The sequence below is a fragment of the Pseudarthrobacter humi genome (genome assembly GCF_024294965.1).
Lineage (GTDB): Bacteria > Actinomycetota > Actinomycetes > Actinomycetales > Micrococcaceae > Arthrobacter > Arthrobacter humi.
In genome coordinates this window covers 499,068-515,500 of the sequence record NZ_JANCLV010000001.1, presented here as the reverse complement: position 1 = coordinate 515,500, position 16,433 = coordinate 499,068, and the positions used below count along the sequence as shown (strand labels likewise).

The following is a 16,433-nucleotide window of genomic DNA, read 5'->3' as shown; positions in this document are numbered from 1 at the left end:
CCCTGCACACCAGCGCTTTCGAGCGTTTCGCTGGTGGCATATTCGTCCGTGTGGACTCACCATAAGGTGCACCATAGAATCAAGAAGAATTGCCACAGCGACCTGCGGCTTTACATCATGCGTGGGGGCGCTGCTGCATTCTGAGACGTTGATTCGTCCCGAATCGGTGTCAGGCGTGCTGAAGGGTTGCACAATGCGGTCAAAGTTCAAACGTATTCTCGCCGTGATCGGCCTGACCGGGCTGCTCGCGGTTCCTGCCGGCGCGGCCTGGGCTGAAGACCCGGTGACTATCCCGTCCGGAACGAACATCGTAGATAACGCAAAAGTTCTCGGCGGACGCAGTGGTGAGGTCCAGGAAGCCATCCAGAAGCTCCTGAAGGACCACAAATACAACCTTTATGTTGTGACTGTGGACACGTTCACCAACCCAACCGCTCCAGCTGAATGGGCCGCAGCCGTAGCGACGAACAAGGGCATGGGCAGGTCCGACGCCGTCCTGGCGATAGCCAAGGATGACGGTAAATTCAGCTTCGTCCTGAACTCTGCCAGCCCCATCAAGTCCAAGCAGGGAGCCATCAGCCAGAACGCCGTCACGGCCAACCTGGCTGGCGGCAAGAAGGACTTCGCCCAGGCTGCCATTGACACCGCTGGAGCCATCGGGGATGCGGCAGGCGGCGGCAGCGGCAACGTCCCCTCGGGTGACGGCACCGGCGCAGCGGTCCTGGTAGGAACGGGTATTGCAGTTGCCGGTGGGGCCGGCGCGTACCTTTACTTCCGCAACAAGCGCAAAAAGGCAGCCGAGGCATCCAGCGCCAGCTACGGGCCCCAGGGCGCCGAGCTCGATCCGCTGGCTTCACTCAGCATCGAGGAACTCCGCCGCAAGAGCGGCTCACTGATCATCGAGGCCGACGACGCCATCAAGTCCAGCGAACAGGAACTCGGCTTCGCGGAGGCCCAGTACGGCGACGCCGCGGTGGGGAACTTCACCAAGGCCCTGGCCGAAGCCAAAGCCCACATGTCCGAATCCTTCAAGCTCCAGCAGCAGCTTGATGACCACATCCCGGACACGGAAGAACAGCAGCGCAGCTGGCTCGGCGAGATCATCCGCCGTTCAGAGGCAGCGCTCGGCTCGCTCCAGGAGCAGAAGGCCGACTTCGACTCGCTCCGGGAGCTCGAGAAGAACGCCCCGCAGGCACTGGCAGCCATCAGCGCCGGAGCCCACGAAGCCGATGCCAAGATCACCAGCGCCGAGCAGTCGCTGACGGCCTTGCGCGCCAAGTACGCGGACAGCGCGCTGGTGCAGGTCGCTGACAACATCACCCAGGCCAAGGAACGCCTGGCCTTTGTGCAGAATGCCACGGCCACCGCCCAGGAGAAGCTCAGCGAAGGCGAGGGCAGCCTTGCAGCAGTCGCCGTGCGGGCATCTGAAGAAAGCCTGCACCAGACCAACGTTCTGCTGGACGCCATCACTAAGGTATCCAACAGCCTGGACGAAGCCCGTAACAGCCTGGAGGCGGCCGTCGTCGAAACCTCCCAGGACCTCGCGCAGGCGAAAGCCATGATCCAGTCCGGCGAACACCCAGAACTCGCCGGCCCGGTAGCCGGCGTTGAGGCCGCCCTGGGCCAGGTCAAAGCCGAAATCCAGGGCGGGAAAATCGATCCCATCGCCACCCTGCAGCGCGTCGAAACAGCGCACCAGGCCCTGGACCAGTCCCTCACCGGCATCCGGAACCAGCAGGACCAGGCGCGCCGCGCCCAGGCATCGCTGCAGCAGACCATCATGTCGGCGCAGGCGCAGATCAGTGCCACGTCGGACTACATCACCGCCCGCCGCGGCGGCGTGGGCACCGAGGCCCGTACACGGCTCGCCGAGTCCCAGCGCAACCTCGACTACGCACTGTCGATCTCGCGCAACGATCCCGTCACCGCGCTGACCTACGCCCAGCAGGCCCACGCCCTCGCGGCCCAGGCAGCGCAACTCGCCCAGGCTGACGTCGACAACTTTGGCGGCTACGCCAACCAAGGCTTCGGCGGCGGTGGCATGTTCGGCGGGCGCGGCGGAGGCGGCGGCGGCCTCGGGGGCGCCATTCTCGGCGGTATCCTCATCAACTCCATCCTCAACGGTGGCAGCGGCGGAGGCTGGGGCGGAGGCCACAGCGACGGAGGCGGCTGGGGTGGTGACTCCGGCGGAGGGGACTTCGGCGGCGGAGATTTCGGCGGCGGAGACTCAGGAAGTTTCTGATCCGACAAGAAGCTAGGCGCCAGCAGGAACGAACCTGCCGGCGAAAAGACGCGGTACACAACTGTTCACTGATCTCAGTGACCACCATTGAGCAGGACGAAAGGTAACACCATGGTTAAGCAGTCCATTTTCGGCCGGATCGCACAGCTGGCAAAGGCAAACATCAACACCTTGCTGGACAACGCTGAGGATCCGCAGAAGATGCTGGACCAGATGGTCCGGGACTACACCAACAACATTGCGGAGGCTGAATCCGCAGTCGCCCAGACCATCGGCAACCTGCGTATGCTCCAGGATGACTACCGCGAGGACATCAAGAACGCCCAGGACTGGGGCAACAAGGCCCTCGCCGCGTCTCGCAAGGCTGACGAATACCGCAGTGCCGGCGACAACGTTGACGCCGAGAAGTTCGACAACCTCGCCAAGGTGGCGCTGCAGCGCCAGATGTCCGCGGAAAGCGAAGCCAAGGGCGCTGAGCCGAGCATCGCCTCGCAGACGGAGGTAGTGGACAAGCTCAAGTCGGGCCTGGACCAGATGAAGGGCAAGCTCAACGAGCTCACCAGCAAGCGCAACGAGCTGGTTGCCCGCTCCAAGACGGCCGCGGCACAGTCCCAGGTGCACGATGCCATCAAGAGCATCGACTTCATGGATCCCACCAGCGAAGTTGGCCGCTTCGAAGAGAAAATCCGCCGCGAAGAGGCCAAGGTCCGCGGGCAGCAGGAGCTTGCCGCGTCGAGCCTGGACGCCCAGTTCAACCAGCTGGAAGACCTCGGCGAGCAAGTGGAGATCGAAGCACGCCTGGCAGCCCTGAAGTCCGGCGGGGCGAAGCCGGCCATCGGCGCTTCCGGCACCCGGTCAGAGTCCACGGTCGACGAAGCCGACTTCGACAAGCTGTAGCCAGCCGCGTCCGCCGCTGAGCGGGCAGCAGGGGCCGGGGTTCATCACGAACCCCGGCCCCTGCCATGCCCGAACAGGAGCCTGCAACCCGTAATGCATCCGGCCCCGTGCGGCCGCAGTCCCGGATGTGTAGCGTGGAGGCCATGGCCTCCCCCGTCGCATCCTCCATCGTCTGGCTCCGTGACGACCTTCGACTGGACGACAACCCTGCCCTGTCCCACGCCGTCGAACTCGGCCTGCCGCTGACGGTGGTCTACATTCTGGACGAGGAATCCCCGGGAATCCGTCCCCTGGGAGGCGCGGCCCGCTGGTGGCTGCACCACTCGCTGACTGCATTGGCGGGGGCGCTTGCTGAGGCCGGTTCCGCACTCATCCTCAGGCGCGGACCTGCCAGCCGTGTGATCCGGGACCTGGCCGCGGAGACCGGCGCAAAGCACCTGCTGTGGAACCGCCGCTACGGCGGTCCCGAGCGGTCCCTGGACGCTGATATCAAGGCCTGGGCGGCGGAGAACGGCATCGAAGCCGCCAGCTTCCAGGCCAACCTGCTCTTCGAGCCGTGGACCATCACCACCGGCAGCGGCGGCCCCTACAAGGTGTTCACGCCGTACTGGCGGGCCTGCACTGCGTCCGGCGAGCCTCGTCCGCCGGTGGATGCCCCGGCTACTCTGCCCTCCCCTGCCGCTGCCGGGTCGAAGAACCCGGCTGGGAGCGACACACTGGCGGAGTGGTCACTGCTGCCCGTGTTGCCGGACTGGAGCGGCGGACTGGCTGCGACCTGGGAACCCGGGGAGGCCGGAGCACACAACAGGCTTGAGGACTTCCTGGACGGGCCCGCACAGGAGTACGGCACCGGGCGCGACATACCCGGAGTGGAAGGCACCTCCAGGCTGTCCCCCCACCTCCGTTTTGGTGAAATCAGCCCGTTCCGGGTCTGGCATGAGCTCCGCCGCCACTTCCCCCGCGAGGCGACGCCCGACGTCGGGATCTTCCGGTCCGAGCTGGGCTGGCGGGAGTTCTGCTGGCAGCTGCTTTATGCCAACCCCCGTCTGGCTACCCGAAACTACCGGCCGGACTTCGACAGGTTCGAATGGCAGCAACCCACCGCGGCGGAACTGGGCGCCTGGCAGCAAGGCCGGACCGGCTACCCGCTGGTGGACGCGGGGATGCGGCAGCTGTGGCAGACGGGCTGGATGCATAACCGGGTGCGGATGGCTGCGGCGTCCTTCCTCGTCAAGAACCTCCTGGCCGACTGGCGCCTGGGCGAGGCTTGGTTCTGGGACACCCTCGTGGATGCCGATGCTGCCAGCAACCCCGCCAACTGGCAATGGGTGGCGGGCTCAGGCGCCGATGCGTCCCCGTATTTCAGGATCTTCAACCCGGTGACGCAGAGCAAGAAGTTCGACGCCGAGGGCCGGTACCTTCGCGAGTTCATTCCGGAAATCGCCCACATGGACCGCAGGGCCATCCACGAACCGTGGAAGGAGCCCGATGTCCAGGGCTACCCTGCGCCCGTGGTGGGACTTCGCGAGTCCCGGGAGCGTGCGCTGGCCACCTATCAGAAGCTTCGGGCGGACGAGCCAGGCCGGGAGGCGCCGGGCGGCCCGGAAATCAGCGGCTGACTTTGCCCATCAGGGAAGCAATGGGGCGCAGGAAGATGGGCCGGGCGAGGAACCATGCCGCCACCATCACGGCCACAGAAACAAGGAAGATCCAGAAGCCGAGCCAGCCGTCGCCGTCGGACACTGCGTACATGTGGTTCAGGTTCCGCAGGGCCCCGGTGGCGAACACCAGGAAGACATGCACCACGATGAAAGCCACGAAGTAGATCATGACGGGGAAATGGATGGCCCGCGCCAGTTCGATCGGGTACGCCTTGTTGAGCGCGGACGCCTTCTTGGGCCAGGCGGAGGACGTCCGGATGCCCGAGATGAAGGCAAGCGGCGCAGCAATGAAGACGGTGAGGAAGTAGGTCAGCAGCTGCAGGGCGTTGTAGTTGACCCAGCCGTTTTCGGTGGGCCAGTTCAGGGATGCGTACTGCAGGGCTGCGGACAGCGCGTTGGGAAAGACATCCCAGCTGGTGGGGACGATCCTGGTCCACTGTCCTGTCGCGAACAGAAGGACGGCAAACACCAGTCCGTTGAGGATCCACAGTGCGTCCAGCGTCAGGTGGAACCAAAGCTCCAACGTGATCTTGGTGGGCGCAATCCTGGTCTTGATCAGGCCCTTGTTGTTGCGCGTCCAGTGGCCGCTGGGGCGGGTGGTGGTCCGCACCTGCCAGCCGGTCCTGATGATGAGCAGCAGGAAGAAGCCGTTCAGGAAGTGCTGCCAGGCCAGCCAGGCCGGGAATCCGACGGGTGCGCCCTCAGGCAGTTCCGAATGGCCCGGATAGTCAGCCAGGAACGAGCCCACCGCAGGAAGGCCGGTCATCCACTTGGCCAGCAGCACCACGAGCACCAGCACTACGAGCGCGGCAGGAACACCCCAGTAGAGTCTTGACCGCTTGCTCGTCGAGGAGCCGGGCTTCTTCGTGGGTGTGGACATCGAACAACATTCCTCTCGAGAATGACTGACCAGGTGCTCAAATGGCTTTGCGAACGAGAATACTAGGAACCAGGTGTAATCGGGCAAAAGAAGACCCCGGCCGGCGTGATGCCGGTCGGGGTCTTCTGCATGGTTGCGGGGACAGGATTTGAACCTGTGACCTCTGGGTTATGAGCCCAGCGAGCTACCGAACTGCTCCACCCCGCGTCGCAAGATCAACACTACCGTACTTTGGAGTAGGTAAAAACCAATCGTTGGTGAGGGTCCCCACGACCCCGAGGTTGCCTGCCTGGGACGGGTCCACTTAAACCAAAAAGTCCGGATCCTGTTTCCAGAATCCGGACTTTTCGCCAGTTGCGGGGACAGGATTTGAACCTGTGACCTCTGGGTTATGAGCCCAGCGAGCTACCGAACTGCTCCACCCCGCGTCGCAAGATCAACTCTACCGTCCGGTGAACGGGAGGCCAAATCCTGGTGGCGTGATGTGCGTCTCGCCGGGTCATGCCCCTTAGCTGCTGGGTGCCGGCGAGGGCGTCGCCGTCGGTGTAGCTTCCGGCGACGGTGTCGCCCCGGGCGATGGTGTGGCTTCAGGGGCTGGCGCCGGGATCTTGCTCTCGGCATCAGTCGCCTTCTGCAGAGCCGCCGCGAGTTTCTTCTGCTCTTCCCCATAGGCTGCGAAGTCGCCAGCCGCCAGGGCTGCCTGGCCCGCCTTGATGGCGGCGTTGGCCTCCTCCAGCGCAGCCTTCAGGTCTGCCTGGGCACCTGCACTCACCGGCGGTGTTGTGCCAGGAGCAGGCGGGGTCTGGCCGGTGTTCCCGGAGTCGCCCGCGGCAGCGCCGGAGTCGCCGCCGAAGAGTTGCTTCAGGGCACCGTCGAGGGTCGGCGCAAAGCCGACCTTGTCGCCGAAGGCCACCAGCACACGCTGCAGGGTGGGGTAGGACGTCTCACCGGTCGACTTGAGGTACACCGGCTGGACATACAGGATGCCGCCGCCCACAGGCAGAGTCAGCAGGTTGCCGTTGAGCACCTCTGAAGCACCCTGCCTCAAAAGGTTCAAAGCCTGGGACACCGTGGGATCGGAGTTGAACTTGTTCTGGGCCTGGCCTGGCCCGGGAACCTGAGTTTCCGGCGGAATCTGCAGGAGCCTCAGCTTGCCGTAGCTGTCCGCTTTGACGCCCTTCTCGTTTCCGGCGTCAGAGTCGGCGGCCAGGAATCCGTAGAGGACGTTCCGGGCAGTACCGTTGACGATCTGGGGGATGAAGGACGAGGTGAGCTGGAAGGCCGGCTTCTCCTGGTCAGGCATCTGCAGTGACATATAGAACGGCGGCTGCTTGACTTCCGTATCTACGGTGGGATCGTTCGGCACGCTCCATACTTCGTCACTCTTGTAGAAGCTCACCGGTTCCGTGACGTGGTAGCGGCCCAGGAGCTCGCGCTGCACCTTGAACAGGTCTTCCGGGTAACGGACGTGGCTCATAACATCGCCGGACATCTCCGAGTACGGTTTTACCGACGTGGGGAAAACCTTCTGCCAGGCCTTCAGGACGGGATCCTGATCGTCCCATGCATAGAGGGTCACCGAGCCGTCATAGGCGTCGACCGTGGCCTTGACCGAGTTCCTGATGTAGTTCACCGAGCTGTTCGGCAGGGCAACCGTCCGGCCTGAGGTGGTCTGGGAGTCCGCGGTGGCAGCCGAGAGCTGCTCCTGCTGCGAGTACGGGTAGTACTGGCTGGTGGTGTACCCGTCCACGATCCACTTGACGCGGCCGTCAACAACGGCCGGATAGGAGTTGCCATCCACGGTCAGATACGGGGCAACCTTTTCCACGCGGTCACGCGGACTGCGGTCGTACAGGATCTGGGATTCTGCGTTGACTCCGTCGGAGAGCAGGAGGTCCGAGGACTGGAACTTGATGGAGTACAGGACCTTGTTGAAGAAGCTGCCCACGTTGGGCCCGCCGTTGCCGGTGAAGGTGTACTGGGTTTCCCCGTCCCCTTCCTTGCCGGAAGGCCTGTCCTGTTCGCGGTGCGGTGATCCGGCAGGCGCCCCGACAATGGAGTACTCCGGGGAGTCTTCGCCGAAGTAGATCCGCGGCTCGTAGGTGGAGTCATCGCCAAGAACGCCGGTGGACGGGATGCCCGACTGGAGGAACTCCGGCTTGCCGTCGACGGTGAATTTGTTTCCCTTGGCCGCCACCACGCCGTAGCCGTGGGTGTAGACGACGTGCTGGTTGAGCCAACCTTGCTGGTTGGTGGCAACGTTCGTCGGGTTCAGCTCGCGCACGGCGATGACCGTGTCCTGGATCTTGCCGTCAACCTCGTACCGGTCAACGTTCAGGGCGTCCGGGAACTGGTAGTACGGGCGGTACTGCTCCAGCTGGGAGAACGCATCGGAGATCAGGTTGGGGTCCAGGAGCCGGATATTGGCTGTGGTCTGGGCGTCAGGTGCCAGCGCACCGGTGTTGGCCGTGTTGGTGGCGTCGTAGCGGTCCACCTGGATCTGGTCCAGGCCATACGCGGCCCGGGTCATTTCGATGTTGCGCTGGATGAACTCCTTTTCCAACGTCTGTTCGGAAGGACGCACTTGGAACTGCTGGATGACCCACGGGTACACGCCGCCGGCGAGGATCGAGGTGATGATCAGCATGGCCGTGCCGATAACCGGCAGGCGCCAACGGCCGATGACCGCCGCAATGATGAAGAGGATGGCCACCAGGCCTGCCGCCACGGCAAGGATCGCCTTGGTGGGGATCACGGCGTTCACGTCCGTGTACAGCGCACCGGCCCAGCGCCCGCCGTTGCCCTGCAGGGCGGCGTAGCGGTCCAGCCAGAAATTTGCACCGAGCAGGATCAGGAAGGCTGCGCCGGTTACCGCGAGGTGGATCTGTGCCGCGCGGCTGGTGAACACGCCGCGCTCCATCAGCCGGATGCTGCCGTAGAGGTAGTGGGTGAGGATTCCGGCGATGCCGGCCACCACAACCACACTGATCAGGAAGCCGGTGACGAATCCCAGGAACGGAAGAGTCATGAGGTAGAAGCTGATGTCCAGGCCGAACTCAGGATCGCTCTGGCCGAACGGTTCCTGGTTGAAGAACAACAGCACTTTCTGCCATTGGCTGGCCGCGGCGCTGCCCGCGAACAGCCCGAACAGGATGGGCAGGCCCACCATTACGACGCGGCGCACCGGTTCAAGCTGGGCCTGGTAGCGGTTCAGGTTGTCGCGCATCTCCGAGTCCGGCGCGTACACGGGCCGCGCGTGGTAGGCAACCCGGATGGCAAAAAAGACGGCCAGGAACATCAGCGCGAAGCCGGCGAGGAAGATCCCGATCCGCGAGAGGTTTTCTGTCACAAACACTTCGAAGTAGCCGAGCTGCCGGTACCACAGGACGTCAGTCCACACGTTGGCGAAGAAGATGAAGCCCACCACTGCGATGGCAACAACAATCAGCGTGGGCGTTAGGGCCCCGCGTCGCGAGGGGGGTCTTCCGGGCGGGATGGGGCTGGTAGGACGGGACAAACTCGGTACCTCATAGCTGGTCGTCAGGTTTACATGAGAAGCGTGCGTGCGGTTGACGTCCGGCACCGGTCAAGCGTGTGGCAACGTCCGTCATATCTGCCACGAGTGGCGGTAAAGCTTAGTTCCTGGCCTCAGTCTAGTTGCTGGCGCAGACCGGCAAAGCGCCCGTGTCCTGCCCGGATCCGGCGAGTTCGACGGCGTGGCGCGCCTCTGCGATGTTCTCCACTTTGAGCACCTGCAGTCCGTCCGGAACATGGCCCACCACTTCGTCGCAGTTTTCTGCCGGGGCGAGGAATACGGTGGCTCCCCCGGCACGCGCGCCCAGCATCTTCTGCCGGATGCCCCCGATGGGGCCAACGGCGCCGTCGGGGGTGATGGTCCCCGTTCCGGCGACATGTTTGCCGCCGGTCAAGTCCCCCGGTGTCACCGTGTCGATGATGCCCAGCGAAAACATCAGCCCGGCACTGGGTCCGCCAACCTTGTCCAGTGAAATCTTCACGTCGAACGGAAACGTGAACAGGTACTTGAGCATGACTCCGAGAATGTAGCGGCCCGCACCGTTGTTCATGGGGGTGATGGTCTGTGTGACGGATTCCCCGGCCCGCTGCACCACCAGGGTGGCCGGCGCTCCCTGGCCGGCGGCCAGTTCCTCCTGCACCACGGCGAGCGATGTGATGGGTTTGCCGTTGATCGATTCGAAGATGTCGCCGTTTTCAACCTTGCCGGCGGACGGCGAACCATCGGGCAGCCCCGCGGCCTGGAGCTGCTGGCCGAAGGGAATATCGAGCTCCTTGAGTGCTGACGCCACCGCATTCTCCTGCGACGAGGTCATGGCCACGGAGCTCTGCTCGTCAGCCTCCTCCTTTGTGGTGCCGCTGGGGTAAAGCATCTCCACCGGGTGAACGGACTTGGACCTGTCCAGCCAGGCGGTGAAGGCACCCAGGACGCTCACCGGGCCGTTGGGACCGCCGTCGACATAAACGGTGGTCAGGTCTAGATTTCCCTGGGCGGGATACGTTTCGTGGCCCGTCACGCTGATGACAGGGCTGCCCTGGCTCTGGCCGAGGGTGTTGAAGGTTGGTCCGGGCGATTCCACAACATAAGGCACCGGTACAGTGACGGCCGCGATCCCCAGTCCCAGCGCCAGGACGCCGGAAAGCATCATCACGGACACCCGCCGGTCCCCGGGCGGGGAGCTGCGGGGGGCATTCTGCCCTTTGGGCGGGGGGCCGGCTACACCCTTTCGGGGCGCTGCGGCACTCGCTGTGGTGCCGGCGTCGAGCTCTGGCGCGTGGTCCTCATGCGGATGATCGCCGCGGGTTGTAGTCACTGAATCAACACTACGCGGTGCCCGCCCCCGGCCAGCGCTTTGCCTACAGCGAACGTGACGCCCGTCCGGCAGACAGCCGCTCCTGCCCGGGGTACCGTGAAGTGAACAGTCACACCGACGATCGGCGGGATCATGACCTCCAACCCACTCAATCCGTCCAACGGCGACGATACGCCGAAGGATCCGTTGACCGAGATGCTGCAGAACCTGATGGGCGGCAAGGGCATGGAAAACTTCGACCCCGCCGAACTCGCAAAGGCAGCCGGCCTGCCGAACGACCCCAATCTCCTGGCCCAGATGTTCTCCCAGGTCCAGGCCATGATGAGCGCCCCGTCCGAAGGGCCCGTCAACTGGCAGCTCGCGCACGAGAACGCCCGCCGGGTTGCCGCCAGCAGCGCCGACCCGTCCGTCACGTCCCTGCAGACCCGCGAAGTCGACGAGGCTCTGCGGCTGGCCGAACTGTGGCTCGACCCCGTGACCGACCTTCCTGCCACCGGCCTGATCGGCCGTGCGTGGTCGCGTGCCGAGTGGGTGGAAGCCACCCTTGGAACATGGAAGCGTCTGACCGAGCCCGTAGCCAACAGCATCGCCAACGCGCTCTCCAGCGCCATGACCGAACAGATGCCCGAAGAAATGAAGTCCATGATGGGCGGCGCTTCTTCCATGCTGCAGAACATGGGCGGCGCGATCTTCGGGATGCAGCTGGGGCAGGCGATCGGTGCCCTGTCCGCCGAGGTTGTCAGCTCCACGGACATTGGGGTTCCCCTGGCTGACTTGGAAATGGCGCTCCTGCCGGCCAACGTGGCCAAGTTCGGCGAGGGCCTAAGCCTGCCGGAGAACGACATCCGGCTGTTCCTCGCCGTCCGCGAGGCCGCCCATGCGCGGCTCTTTGTCCAGGTGCCCTGGCTGCGCGGCCACCTGCTCGGCGCCATCGAGGCCTACGCCCGCGGCATCCACATCGACACTTCCAGGATTGAAGAGCTGGCCCGCGACTTGGACCCCAGCAACCCCGAAGGCATCCAGGAAGCGCTGTCCCAGGGTGTCTTTATGCCGCAGCGGACCCCTGCCCAGGAGCAGGCGCTTGAAAAACTTGAGACGGCCCTGGCCCTCGTTGAAGGCTGGGTGGACGAGCTCACTGCTTCGGCCACAGAGAAACTGCTGCCCTCCGCCGGTGCGCTCCGGGAAACCGTCCGGCGACGCCGTGCCACCGGCGGTCCGGCGGAACACGCGTTCTCCTCCTTGGTGGGACTCGAACTGCGCCCCCGCCGCCTCCGCGAGGCTGCCACGCTGTGGGCCACGCTGAAGGACGAACGGGGCATTGCCGGACGCGATGCCATCTGGCAGCACCCGGACCTCCTCCCCACCGCCGAGGACCTCGACGACCCGCAGGGGTTCAGCAGCCGACGCCAGCTGGCCGAGGCCAGCGACAGCGAAGTGGACGACGCCCTGCAGAAGCTGCTGAGCGGCGGCTTCGACAACGCGCCGCAGGATGAGTCCGACGCCGGCGACGGCGACCAGCCCACCGGCGACGGTGAGCAGCCCAAGGGCTAGGGTGTGTTGCGGCGCAATGTCGTGGAAGGCAGCTTGAGCCCTAACCTTCCTGGTCGCTGGCCGACATATCGCCGACCCCAGGGGTGCCATCGGCGAGCGCGTAGCGCTGCAGCACTGCACCCTTCGGTGAGGCGACGACCGGCTCGATGAGTCTGAGGTTCGTCGGAACCACCCCGCCGGCGAAAACCTTCTTTCCACCCCCGAGGAGGATCGGATACACCCAGAGCGTGAGCCGGTCAAAGAGCCGCCCCCGTTTGCCCGGCCAGTACGCGGCGAAGATGTCGTAGGTCCGCCGCCCAAGCAGCAGCGCGTCCATCCCCACCATCCCGGAGTCGACCTGCTCGCCGACGACTTCGTCCAGGAGGGGCCGCCTGCCAGCCGCCAAACGCGAAACCGCCGTCAGCATCATGGTCCGGCCCGCCGGGCGCCTGCGCGACGCCGTCGAGCGTGGTGAAGGAGGGACTCTCTAGTCGGCGTCGCCCGGCTCTGAATCATTGCTGCCCGCAGCCAGGCCCCGGGAGGTGGCGAACGAAACACCCTCCAGGAATGCCTTGGCCCGCATCGTGTCGGGGTAGGCCTCCAACAGCTTCCAGAACGAGGCGTTGTGCCCGGCCACCAGCAGGTGCGCGAGCTCATGCAGCAGGACGTAGTCGATGACCCACTGCGGCATGGGCCGGAGCTTGTCGGAGAGCCGGATGGATCCCTCCGACGGTGTCGCGGAGCCCCAGCGCGAGTTCTGGTTGCTGACCCAGCGGACCGACGTCGGGACTGCCCTGCCGCCGAAGTACCGGGCCGAAAGGGCTGCGGCGTGGGCGGCCAGGGCAGTATCAGTGGCTGGCTGCTTACTTCCTTTGCGAGAGCGCCGCTCCCCCTGGCGGTGCAGCTTCTCCAGCATGCGGTGCACCCATTCAGACTCCTGCGCGGCGGTGAAGCGGGCCGGAATGGCCACCACTGCCGTCCCGTTCTCCCAGAAGGCAGCCACGGTCCTGGTCCGGCGGGCCGACCGCCGCACCTCAACCGGTGATCCGTCCGCCGTGGTGACGGGGAGGGTGTCCTGTCCTGCCGCCCGGCGGGTCACAGGGTGGTGCTTTCGACGAGCACCCGCAGCACGTCTTCGCCGTAGCGTTCCAGTTTGGACGGACCGACGCCGGCCAGCGCTGCAAGTTCCTCCAGCGTGGACGGCTTGGCCTCTGCGATGGCCGTCAGCGTGGCATCCGTGAAGACCACAAACGCCGGCACTTCGGCCGCGAGCGCAATTTCCTTCCGCCATTGCCGAAGAGCATCGAATGTCTGTTCTTCGTAGCTGGGAGGACAGCCGTTGCAGCGGCCCACCTTGCGTTCGGCGCCGCTGGCCAGCATGCTCCCGCAGACCCTGCAGGTGGCAGGGGTCGCCGATTTCCGGCGCGGCGCCGGCCCTTTTCCGCGGGCGCTGGAGCTGGCCACCGAGTTGGGCCGGAGCCCGTCGAGGAAGCGTGAGGGTTTCCGGTTGGCCCGGCCGCCCGGCGTCCGTGCCGTGGACCAGGACAGGGACAGGTGCTCGCGTGCGCGGGTGATGCCCACGTAGAGCAGCCGGCGCTCCTCATCCACGGATTCGGGTGTGTCCGCGAAGGAAATGGGCATCAGGCCTTCGCAGAGGCCCACCAGGAACACGGCGTCCCATTCGAGGCCCTTCGCGGCGTGCAGCGATGCAAGCGTCACGCCCTGGACAGTGGGAGCGTGCTGCGTCAGCGACCGTTCCTGGAGTTCATTCACAAAGTCACTGAGACTGAACTGCTCGCCGCGGACGTGGACCAGTTCGTCCGCGAGCGCCACCAGCGCTGCCAGGGACTCCCAGCGTTCGCGCAGCGCGCCGCCGTTGTGGGGCGGGGCGTCCGTGTAGCCCAGCGAGGCCACGATATCGCGGACCAGCTGGCCGAGCGGTTCTGGCGTCGCCGTCTCAGCGACGGCCCTGGTTGCCGCGCGCAGCTGAAGGATGGCGTCGCGCACTTCCTTGCGGGCAAAAAACCGCTCACCGCCCCGGAGCTGGTAACTGATGCCGGCCGCCGCGAGCGCCTGTTCGTAGGCCTGGGACTGCCCGTTGGTGCGGAAAAGGACAGCCACCTGGCTGGCGGGAGTGCCGGCGTCGAGCAGTTCCTGGATCTTGATGGCGACCGTGGCGGCTTCGGCTTCATCGTCGGAGCACTCGGTGAACTGTGGGACAGGCCCCGCCGGCCGCTGCGCCACCAGCTGCAGCGGAGCCGCCCAGGCAGCATCGGCCACCGGCCCGCCGCCACGCCGAGCGGCCAGGAGATCGTTGGCCAGCTTGACCACCTGCGGCGTGGAACGGTAATCCCGGATCAGTTTCACCACATTGGCCTCAGGGTACTGGGCCTTGAATCCCAGCAGGTGTTTGGGCGAAGCGCCGGTAAACGAGTAGATCGTCTGGCTCGCATCGCCCACAACGCACAGCTCGTCCCGACCGCCCAGCCACAGCTCCAGGAGGCGCTGCTGCAGCGGCGAGACGTCCTGGTACTCGTCCACCACAAAATGCCGGTACTGCTCGCGGACGGTGGCCGCGACTTTCTGGTCCTCCTGCAGGATCCCCACCGTGATCAGGAGTACGTCCTCAAAATCAATGACGTTGCGGTCCGTCTTGACATCCTCATAGGACTGGAAGACCCGGGCGACGGCGGTGAGGTCGAACCCGCCGGGCGTTCCCCTGCCCTGCGCGTTCTCCAGATAGTTGGCCGGGGTCAGCATGGAGACCTTGGCCCACTCAATTTCGGAGGCGAGGTCCCGGATGGACGCGCGGTCAGTGCTGAGCCGCAGGCGGCGGGACGCTTCGGCGATCATCTGGGCCTTGTGGTCCAGCAGGTTGGGCAGAACACCGCCGACCGCCTGCGGCCAGAAAAATTGCAGCTGCCGCAAGGCGGCGGCGTGGAAAGTGCGCGCCTGGACATTGCCCACGCCGAGGTCCCGCAGCCTGCTGCGCATTTCCGCGGCGGCCCGGGCCGTGAACGTCACGGCGAGGAGCCGCTGGGGGCTGTACACCCCTGAGTGCACGCCATACGCAATCCGGTGCGTAATGGCCCTGGTCTTGCCGGTGCCGGCACCGGCAAGGACGCACAGCGGCCCGTTCAGCGTACTGGCGACCTCGCGCTGTTCAGCGTCAAGTCCCCCAAGGATTCGTTCCTCAAGGGACTCTGCGCTGTCAAAATTCTCTGTGGTCACTTCTGCTGCTCTGTTGTCGCGACTGCCACGTGCTGGCGTCTGGCCAATGGTGATGCCTGATCCGGGTGTCAGTTGTCCGTGCGGTCCATGATCCGGCCGCCATACCAGTGCTCGATCAGCGAGCGTGCAATGGACAGCCGGCTGGAGATGGTGATTTCGCCGGTGAGCACGGCGTCCTGGAGTTCCTCCCGGCTGAACCAGCGCGCACGGGTTACCTCCACGCCGTCGGGCTTTGCCACGGCGTCTTCGGTGATGGCCGTAAATCCAAGCATAAGGGAGGCCGGGAACGGCCATGACTGCGAGCCCAGGTACTGGCAGCCCGTGACCCGGACGCCCACTTCCTCGTGGATTTCCCTGACGACGGCCTGTTCCAGGGATTCGCCTGGTTCAACGAATCCGGCCAGCGTGGAGTAATTCTTCGCGTCAACAGGTCCGCCGCCACCGAGCAGCAGCCTTCCGTCCGGCCCCACCACCGTGACGATAATGGCCGGATCCGTCCGGGGGTAGTGTTCCGTGCTGTCCTGGGGGCAGCGGCGGACCCAGCCGCCGGCCTCCACGGCAGTTCGGGCCCCGCAACGGGGACAATGCGTATGGCCGGCATGCCAGTTGGCGATGGCGCTGGCCTCGACGAACAACGCCGTGTCAGTGGGGTTCAGGACGGCAGCGATGTCGCGGAAGCCGGCCCACTGAGCGTCGGCCGGGATTCCGGCAGTGCCGGGATTGGCAGGCTCGGGAAGGACAACAAGGACTACTTCGGTGCCGGCGGCAAGATCCGAGCCGTCCAGCGCGGCGCCAAGATAGATGACCTGTTCCGGGGCTGAGCCACGGTCCCGCAGGTTAACCAGCAACTGGGCGGCTGCGGGCAGCAGAAGCTCGCTGCCCCGCACCAGGGCCTGCCGCCCGGCAAGGACCACCGCCCGGGTGTGCTCGCTGTTCAGCAATTCCTCAACCATGCCTGGCCGGACACGGTCTGCGGAGCCGCGGTCCACGGCGGCCGGGAGAACCGGCAGTACGGTATCGAACAGGTGGTTGGCCGGCAGCTGGGCTGCCTGCGGCTGGTAGGCCGGTATAGCGGACTCCGCATGACTCATGTGTCCACCGTACTGACTCGGACTGACAATTTACATTCGGCGGGGACATTCGGC

General features: G+C 65.4%; 10 protein-coding genes, 2 tRNA genes and 1 pseudogene. 4 read left to right on the top strand and 9 right to left on the bottom strand.

The features are described 5' to 3' along the window. The first annotated feature begins 193 nt into the window (after positions 1-193). From NFC73_RS02520 to NFC73_RS02510, 3 genes are all read left to right on the top strand, one after another. Positions 194-2,242, top strand: coding sequence for a TPM domain-containing protein (locus NFC73_RS02520; protein ID WP_254747359.1), 2,049 nt, complete (start codon positions 194-196; stop codon positions 2,240-2,242). Positions 2,243-2,353: 111 nt separating this feature from the next. Next, positions 2,354-3,139, top strand: coding sequence for a PspA/IM30 family protein (locus tag NFC73_RS02515; protein WP_254747357.1), 786 nt, complete (start codon positions 2,354-2,356; stop codon positions 3,137-3,139). Between the two features lie 143 nt (positions 3,140-3,282). Beyond that, on the top strand, positions 3,283-4,758 hold the full coding sequence (locus tag NFC73_RS02510; protein ID WP_254747355.1) for a cryptochrome/photolyase family protein: 1,476 nt from the start codon (positions 3,283-3,285) through the stop codon (positions 4,756-4,758). On the opposite strand, the gene NFC73_RS02505 is transcribed toward NFC73_RS02510, so the two are convergent. The 5 genes from NFC73_RS02505 to NFC73_RS02485 form a co-directional block, all read right to left on the bottom strand. Beyond that, entirely contained in the window at positions 4,748-5,680 is a 933-nt protein-coding gene (locus tag NFC73_RS02505) for a cytochrome b/b6 domain-containing protein (protein ID WP_254747353.1), read from the bottom strand. The genes NFC73_RS02510 and NFC73_RS02505 overlap by 11 nt on opposite strands. A gap of 130 nt (positions 5,681-5,810) precedes the next feature. Next, positions 5,811-5,887, bottom strand: a tRNA-Met gene (locus NFC73_RS02500). A 147-nt stretch (positions 5,888-6,034) separates the two neighbouring features. Then, positions 6,035-6,108: transfer RNA gene (locus NFC73_RS02495), tRNA-Met, on the bottom strand. A gap of 80 nt (positions 6,109-6,188) precedes the next feature. Further along, on the bottom strand, positions 6,189-9,197 hold the full coding sequence (locus tag NFC73_RS02490; protein ID WP_254747351.1) for a UPF0182 family membrane protein: 3,009 nt from the start codon (positions 9,195-9,197) through the stop codon (positions 6,189-6,191). Between the two features lie 136 nt (positions 9,198-9,333). Continuing rightward, positions 9,334-10,527, bottom strand: coding sequence for a YlbL family protein (locus NFC73_RS02485; protein ID WP_372494550.1), 1,194 nt, complete (start codon positions 10,525-10,527; stop codon positions 9,334-9,336). A 132-nt stretch (positions 10,528-10,659) separates the two neighbouring features. Between NFC73_RS02485 and NFC73_RS02480 the strand changes: the two genes are divergently transcribed. Then, positions 10,660-12,078 carry a zinc-dependent metalloprotease gene (locus NFC73_RS02480; RefSeq protein WP_254747349.1) on the top strand — a complete coding sequence of 473 codons (1,419 nt, stop codon included), beginning with the start codon at positions 10,660-10,662 and terminating at the stop codon, positions 12,076-12,078. A 40-nt stretch (positions 12,079-12,118) separates the two neighbouring features. Here the strand turns inward: NFC73_RS02480 and NFC73_RS02475 are convergent. The 4 genes and pseudogenes from NFC73_RS02475 to nudC all read right to left on the bottom strand — a co-directional run. Further along, positions 12,119-12,533 (bottom strand): annotated as a pseudogene (locus NFC73_RS02475) (dihydrofolate reductase family protein); the annotation flags it as partial. An 11-nt stretch (positions 12,534-12,544) separates the two neighbouring features. Next, a complete protein-coding gene (locus NFC73_RS02470) occupies positions 12,545-13,156 on the bottom strand; it encodes a M48 metallopeptidase family protein (protein WP_254747347.1) in 612 nt (203 codons plus the stop codon). Then, positions 13,153-15,288, bottom strand: coding sequence for an ATP-dependent DNA helicase UvrD2 (locus tag NFC73_RS02465; protein ID WP_254747345.1), 2,136 nt, complete (start codon positions 15,286-15,288; stop codon positions 13,153-13,155). The genes NFC73_RS02470 and NFC73_RS02465 overlap by 4 nt, the downstream gene beginning before the upstream one ends. A 68-nt stretch (positions 15,289-15,356) precedes the next feature. Beyond that, complete coding sequence (gene nudC / locus NFC73_RS02460; RefSeq protein WP_254747343.1) at positions 15,357-16,379, bottom strand: NAD(+) diphosphatase; 1,023 nt, start codon at positions 16,377-16,379, stop codon at positions 15,357-15,359. Between the last annotated feature and the right edge of the window lie 54 nt (positions 16,380-16,433).

Bases quoted from the DNA above. Each gene is read 5' to 3' on its own strand.
- NFC73_RS02520 (WP_254747359.1), top strand. From the start codon at position 194: ATGCGGTCAAAGTTCAAACGTATTCTCGCCGTGATCGGCCTGACCGGG.
- NFC73_RS02515 (WP_254747357.1), top strand. From the start codon at position 2,354: ATGGTTAAGCAGTCCATTTTCGGCCGGATCGCACAGCTGGCAAAGGCA.
- NFC73_RS02510 (WP_254747355.1), top strand. From the start codon at position 3,283: ATGGCCTCCCCCGTCGCATCCTCCATCGTCTGGCTCCGTGACGACCTT.
- NFC73_RS02505 (WP_254747353.1), bottom strand. From the start codon at position 5,680: ATGTCCACACCCACGAAGAAGCCCGGCTCCTCGACGAGCAAGCGGTCA.
- NFC73_RS02480 (WP_254747349.1), top strand. From the start codon at position 10,660: ATGACCTCCAACCCACTCAATCCGTCCAACGGCGACGATACGCCGAAG.
- nudC (WP_254747343.1), bottom strand. From the start codon at position 16,379: ATGAGTCATGCGGAGTCCGCTATACCGGCCTACCAGCCGCAGGCAGCC.